The organism is Parashewanella hymeniacidonis (assembly GCF_016900895.1).
GTDB lineage: Bacteria > Pseudomonadota > Gammaproteobacteria > Enterobacterales > Shewanellaceae > Parashewanella > Parashewanella hymeniacidonis.
Window position 1 is genome coordinate 1 of the sequence record NZ_JAFEUN010000160.1, and the last position, 6,711, is coordinate 6,711.

General features: G+C 38.1%; 5 protein-coding genes and 1 pseudogene. 4 read left to right on the top strand and 2 right to left on the bottom strand.

Going from position 1 to position 6,711, the window contains the following annotated elements; all coding sequences use genetic code 11:
• Window positions 1–361: 361 nt before the first annotated feature.
• On the top strand, window positions 362–841 hold the full coding sequence (locus JQC92_RS20295) for a replication initiation protein (protein ID WP_205001349.1): 480 nt from the start codon (window positions 362–364) through the stop codon (window positions 839–841).
• Between the two features lie 59 nt (window positions 842–900).
• Here JQC92_RS20295 and JQC92_RS20300 read toward each other — a convergent pair whose 3' ends face one another.
• Window positions 901–1,932 (bottom strand): PDDEXK nuclease domain-containing protein, encoded by a 1,032-nt coding sequence (locus tag JQC92_RS20300; RefSeq protein WP_205001350.1) that lies wholly within the window; start codon window positions 1,930–1,932, stop codon window positions 901–903.
• 6 nt (window positions 1,933–1,938) lie between these two features.
• Window positions 1,939–2,490 carry a recombinase family protein gene (locus JQC92_RS20305; RefSeq protein ID WP_205001351.1) on the bottom strand — a complete coding sequence of 184 codons (552 nt, stop codon included), beginning with the start codon at window positions 2,488–2,490 and terminating at the stop codon, window positions 1,939–1,941.
• Between the two features lie 166 nt (window positions 2,491–2,656).
• Between JQC92_RS20305 and JQC92_RS20310 the strand changes: the two are divergent.
• From JQC92_RS20310 to JQC92_RS20320, 3 genes and pseudogenes are all read left to right on the top strand, one after another.
• Window positions 2,657–5,649 (top strand): annotated as a pseudogene (locus JQC92_RS20310) (Tn3 family transposase).
• Window positions 5,650–5,976: 327 nt separating this feature from the next.
• The gene (locus tag JQC92_RS20315; protein ID WP_205001352.1) at window positions 5,977–6,420 is read left to right on the top strand and encodes a hypothetical protein; all 444 of its coding nucleotides are present in this window, start codon (window positions 5,977–5,979) and stop codon (window positions 6,418–6,420) included.
• A 31-nt stretch (window positions 6,421–6,451) separates the two neighbouring features.
• The coding region (locus JQC92_RS20320; RefSeq protein WP_205001353.1) for a hypothetical protein at window positions 6,452–6,711 on the top strand (260 nt) is incomplete at its 3' end.

Genomic DNA, 6,711 nt, shown 5'->3' on the forward strand with positions numbered 1-6,711 from the left:
ACTTGATGAAAATCATTTTTGACAAGTTAGATATCGACCCGAGTAACGAAAAAGTATCTCAAGTCATCAGTGAACTTGAAGAGTTCGGGGTTATTGCAGCATAAAACTGTCCGCAGTATTGTTATTATCTTTCTTGTTTTTAAGGGCTCCGCAGCCCTTGGTGTATAAGGGCTGCAGGTGTTAAGGGTGAGGAGATTTACGGTCAAAAGGAGCTTTAAGGTGAGGAGATTTACGGTCAGAACACATTTTAAGGTGAGGAGATCTACGGTCTAATCCACAGTTTAAGGTGATAGATTGACATTCAATATCACCTATCGATATAGTGATGTTATATGCAGGAATATCACCTTAAGAGCAATCAATGAACAACCTCTCTGTTACAAAATCAAATTATCTTATTGATGCTAGTTACAAACTAAATACGCAGGCACAGAAGCTGGTTTTAGCATGTTTAGCTAAAGTAGACTCTAGAGATGAAATCCCAAAAGAAATAACTATCACAGCCCAAGAATTTTCAGATTTAACAGGGATCAATATCAAAAATGCATATAGAGAATTATATAAAGCCTCTGACGCACTTTGGAATGCTGAAATAACAATAATGGAAGACACAACAAAAACCCGTTTAAGATGGGTTCAAAAAGATGTTCAGAAGCTACAAGGAAGTGGAGCTGTAACTATCACATGGTCAGAAGAAGTTCTAAAATACATAAGCCAACTAAAAAGCCGTTTCACTACGTATAAGCTTCGTAATATTGCAGAATTACAGTTGGGTCACTCTATCAGGCTCTATGAGCTTCTAATGAAGTTCAACAGCACTGGAGAAAGGTTCGGGGTTTAAAGCCCGACGGTACGAAACCTACGCTAAGCTTCTTAGATAAGTAAAATTATTGTTTTTTATCAGCCAGTTAAATCAGAGCTTAATTCAATTTCGATTTCTTCAATACTTGGGAGACTGGATTTGAGAGTTTCAGGCAGAGCTCGAGTTAATTCGTAATTAGAAACACCAATGGGAGTATCAATCCCACGTAATGAATACTCAGCTAATATGCGATCTTTTGTTTGGCAAAGTATTAGTCCGATCGTAGGTTGATCTGATTCGTGCTTTAATTGTTCATCAACGACAGAACAGTAAAAGTTCATTTTACCAGCGTGTTCTGGCTTAAAATCACCACGTTTAAGTTCAATGACAACAAAAGAACGCAGTTTCAAATGATAAAAAAGTAGATCGATATAATACTCTTGATTACTGACTTCAACTGGGTATTGGCGGCCGACAAATGAAAATCCTTCACCCAGTTCTAGTAGAAAACTTTCTAAGTGTTTCAATAGTCCCGTTTCGAGCTCTCTTTCTTTAAATGGCTCTGATAGAGTTAGGAAGTCGAACAAATAGGGATCTTTTAGTGTTTGTTGCACTAACTCTGATTGAGCTATCGGCAAACGTTCTTTGAAATTTGTTACTGAAGAACCTTGTCGAGCAAAAGCATTGCTCTCAATCATATTAAGTAGAACACTTCGACTCCAGCCTTGAGAAATTGCTTGCTCTGCATACCAAAATCGTTCACCTAGATCTTTTATGCGCTCGATCAGAAGAGTGTTATGACCCCAAGGCAATTGTGCCACAGCTTGTGGCACTTTTTCAGAATGCATAGATTCTGTGTATTCTCGATAAAATCTGAGCATGCGTTTTAGGTTCCGTTCAGAGAACCCTTTCACTTCAGGGAGTTCATTTACAATGTCTTTAGCAAGACGAGGGATAATAGCAGCCCCCCAACCTTGCTGTTTTTGCTGCTTATGTAAGATGCTACCAATGTCCCAGTACATATCAATCAATTCGGCATTTACTGCACGCATAGCTTTATATTGGCTATGTTGAATGCGGTCTTTAATATCAGTTAATAAGGTGGAGTAAATTGTCACTTCTGAGGTCATAATTTATTATGCTTCTTGCTTTAAGATGGTATAAACGGTCGATCGTCCAATACCAAGTTGTTTGGCTATTTCTGATGCCTGAACACCATTACTTTTTAATTCAACTACACGTTGTCTATTTATGCTTGGTTTACGGCCAAACTTTATACCTTTAGCTTTCGCTTCTATGCGGCCTTCATTTGTTCTTTCAAGAATGCGCTGTCTTTCTGCTTGGGCAACTGCGGCTAAAATAGTAACCACCATTTTTCCCATCGTTCCTTCAGTGCTGATCCCATCGTCTAGAAAGCGAATGGCAACACCAAGTTCATCGAACTCTTTTATCAACTGGATCATATCAGCAGTATCACGGCCTAATCGGTCGAGCTTTTTTACTAAGATGACATCGCCTTCTTCAACTTTTAAACGAAGCAAGCTCAAACCTTTTCGATCAGTATTACTTCCTGTCGTCTTATCAGTAAAAATTCGATTGGATTTTACTCCTTCCGTCTCGAGAGCTTGAATTTGCAAACCCAAAGACTGATGACTGGTCGATACTCTGGCATACCCAAAAATCCGCATGGATTTTGTCCTTTAAATCGATTAATAGACAAACTGTCTATTAATGCATGAAAAACGATTTAATGGACATTATATTTGGGGTAGTTTAGCATGTCCATTAACTTATAATATTGTAGACAACTAAATTACGTCTCATGAGTTGCTTTACCATTGACAGGGATATTCAATGGCCATTGACTTTTTATCGGATGAACAAAAAGCCCAATATGGCAAAATCCATGAAGTACCAAATGAAGCTCAATTAGCACGATATTTTCATCTAGATGAATCTGACAAAGAATTCATATCTGCTCGTCGTGGTGAACACAACCGCTTAGGAATTGCACTGCAACTAACATCATTGAGATTTTTAGGTACCTTTACTAAAGATGTGTCAACTTTACCCTTAACTGTTAAAAGATATGTCGCAAATCAGCTTTCAATAAAAAGTGTAAGGGTACTCAGTAAATATGCCAACAGAGATATCACCCAGTTTGAACATAAAGGAACAATCAGAAATATATACGGTTACCATGAGCTTTCTTCTGCTTTCTGGAGATTTAGATTAAATAGGCAGTTATACACTCGAGCTTGGATTAGTAACGAACGTCCAAGTGTAATGTTTGATTTCGCTACTGCATGGCTTATTCAGCATAAAGTTCTTTTACCCGGTATTTCTACATTGGCACGATTAATATCTGAAATACGAGAACGAGCTGCTAACCGTTTATGGTCTAGACTATCATCACTCCCTACCGAGCTACAAAAACAGAGGTTAGATGATTTGTTACAGGTTCCTGAAGGAGCAAAGTCATCAAAATTAGATCGATTAAGCAAAGAGCCAACAACAATTAGTAGTGTCTCGTTTAACGTTGCTGTTCAGCGATACCTAGAACTAAAAGAATATGGAATGCAAAGCATAGACTTTGCAGGTATCCCTGTAGCTAGATTAAAAAATCTTGCTCGCCATCCAGTAATGACCTCTGTTTATAAAATATCAAGGCTTTCTCAGGAGAAGTGCATCTCATACTTAGTGGCTTTCGTTAAGTATTATGAAACATTAGCTTTAGACGATGCAATTGACATACTGGATATGCTGATCACAAGCATTGCTGGTGAAGCCAAAAGACTTGGGAAGAAAAAGCGGCTCAGATCACTAAAAGATCTTGATAAATCAGCTCTTCAATTGGCTACAGTTTGTGCCGTTTTACTTGATGATGGGACTGAAGCAACGGTTCTCAGAAAAGAAATATTCAAAAGAGTATCTAAGAAGAAACTTGCAGAATCTATTGAAAAAATACGCGAAATAGCCAGACCATCGAGTGATAATTTTCACGACGAAATGGTTGAACAATACGGCAAAGTCTCTAGGTTAATGCCAGCTCTACTAAGAGACATTAATATTAAAGCTACTGCAGCTGGCACAGATACGCTAGCCGCATATCAGTTCCTTGTTTCAGAAGTAGATTCTCGTAAACAGTTTCTTGAAAATCCTCCACTGGAAATTATTACTCCAGCATGGAAGCGTCTGGTATTCGATAAAGAAGGTAGGGTTACTAAGCGAGGATACACCCTTTGTTTTCTTGATAATTTTAAAGACAGTTTACGTAGGCGAGATGTTTACGTCAGATATGGAGAAAGGTGGGGTGATCCAAGAGCTAAATTACTACAAGGTACTGAATGGCAACAAAACAGAATTCAAGTTTGTAGATCATTAGGCCATCCACTTCAAGCAGCTGATGCATTAAGTCGACTAACTGAGCAGTTAGAAGGCACTTATCAACGAGTTGCGGCTAACTTTCCCCAGAACGAGGCTGTTACCATAGATAATTCAGGTAAGAAACCAAGTTTGACAATTACTAACCTAGATCGGTTAGATGAGCCTGAATCATTAACAGAGCTCAGTCAGCAGGTTACAGCATTATTACCTAAAGTAGATCTTACTGAATTGCTATTAGAAATTCATGAGCACACTGGTTTTTTAAACGAATTCAGTCACATCAGTGAAACCAACGCTCGAGCGAAAGATTTACAAATTAGTATCTGTGCTGTTTTGATATCAGAAGCCTGTAATATAGGTTTTGAGCCGTTAATCAAATCTCATATTCCAGCACTTACAAGACACAGGTTGAGTTGGGTTAAACAAAACTACTTCAGAACAGAGAATATAGTTAACGCTAATGCTAAGTTAGTGGATCATCAGGCGACTTTGCCTTTAGCGCAGAAATGGGGTGGTGGTGAAGTCGCTTCTGCAGATGGAATACGTTTTGTAACGCCAGTTAAGACAATCAATTCAGCACCCAATAGAAAGTTCTTCGGTGCTGGACGGGGGATTACATGGTATAACTTTTTGTCTGATCAATATTCAGGCTTTCATGGTATTGTAATTCCAGGAACATTAAGAGACTCAATGTTTGTTCTAGAAGGACTTTTAGAACAACAGACAGGATTGAATCCTACCGAAATAATGACAGATACCACTGGAACAAGTGATCTTGTTTTTGGTCTGTTTTGGCTATTAGGGTATCAGTTTTCACCTCGTTTAGCTGATGCAGGCGAGGCAGCATTTTGGAAAGTTGACAAAGATGCGGATTATGCCGCTCTTAATGACGTGATTCGTGGAGTGGTAAAAACAGATAAAATTCTGCAGCAATGGGATGACATGATGCGTCTAGCTGGTTCGCTGAAGCTAGGAAAGATCAGAGCTTCTGAACTCATCAGCACCTTACTGAAAAGCACAAAGCCATCTAGCTTGGCACAGGCTATTATTGAAGCAGGAAAAATCAATAAGACCATTTACCTGTTAAATTACATTGATGATAAAGATTACCGTCGAAGAATTTTAACTCAACTTAACCGTGGTGAAGGTCGACACGCTGTAGCTCGAGTTATTTGTTACGGTAAAAGAGGTGAAATACGGAAGCGTTATCGAGAAGGTCAAGAAGATCAGCTTGGTGCTCTAGGTCTTGTTACTAATGCTGTGGTTTTGTGGAATACCATATATATGCAGTCTGCATTAGAACATTTAGCTAATTCAATTGAAATAAAGCCTGAATATGAGGCAAGGCTCTCACCACTTGGTCATGCTCATATAAATTGCTTGGTCACTACTCATTTACATTAGAAGAGCAGGTATCTAAAGGTAATCTAAGGCCACTAAATCAGCTTAATGAAGAATGAGGATAATCATTTATGTCATCAGAAGGCGCAGTTTATCAATTCATCCATAGTAAAAAAGATGTAACCATTCACCAGCCCCGTGTTGACTTTTGGAATAAATGGTGAAACACCCTTAAAAGTGATACTTGCATCACAAAACAGCGGCACCCTTGCGGTTATGAATGTCAATAAACGGGAATTTGAAATTGTCAATACCCCTCTGGTGAATGCTTACAAAAAGATGACATTTTAAAAAGCGTTAATATTTTTCATATTAGGGTTGAATTCGGCAAGCTGTACGATGAAGAGCAATTACAGGAAGCCCTTTCTTTACTAGTTGCTCAAGGTATGATCAAGACAAATGCAAGAGATGACGGAAAAGGACTTACTTCTTATTGGGTTAGAGATGATCCAGATAAATACAGTATTAAAGAAGACAAAAATGGGTTTATTCTTCCTTGCACTCCAAGTCACTCATTGAGAATACTAAACAATTATATGAGAACCGATATATTGAGATTAGTTCACATGCAGGTTCATGAATATAAAAATTTGCAGCCAGAGCAGTCCCCGCTAACTTACCTTATTAAGTCCATAAATGATGTCATTCATACTGTCGTGGAAGAAGGTAATTTGGAACTGATTGAACTTACTCAAAATCCGTTTCATCATCATCCTACTTTTGAGTTTGAATCATCCACTGATGCTGAACATGATATAAAGCTGATGAAGTTTCATTTAAATGCTCTGCAGAAGATACAAAAAGAACTCGATGAGGACGAGTTTTCATGAGGAATGAAAACAACCTAACTAGGTATTCATCATGATGTTTTGTAAATCGTTTTTGCCCCATTCCTTGCCAGCAACAAACACTCACAGCAATACAATTTCTAATGTTTACTCGCTAAAAATCATATTATTTATGACAGACTATTTTATAACACACATTCCGCACCTAATTTTTCCTAATAACGTATTTATCGCCAAATCATTTAAAGTAGCCATCAGATCACAACAACTATGGCAAATAGATCACAAAGGGATAGCTAAAAGATCACAGACAGCAACCCTCGTTAACGACAA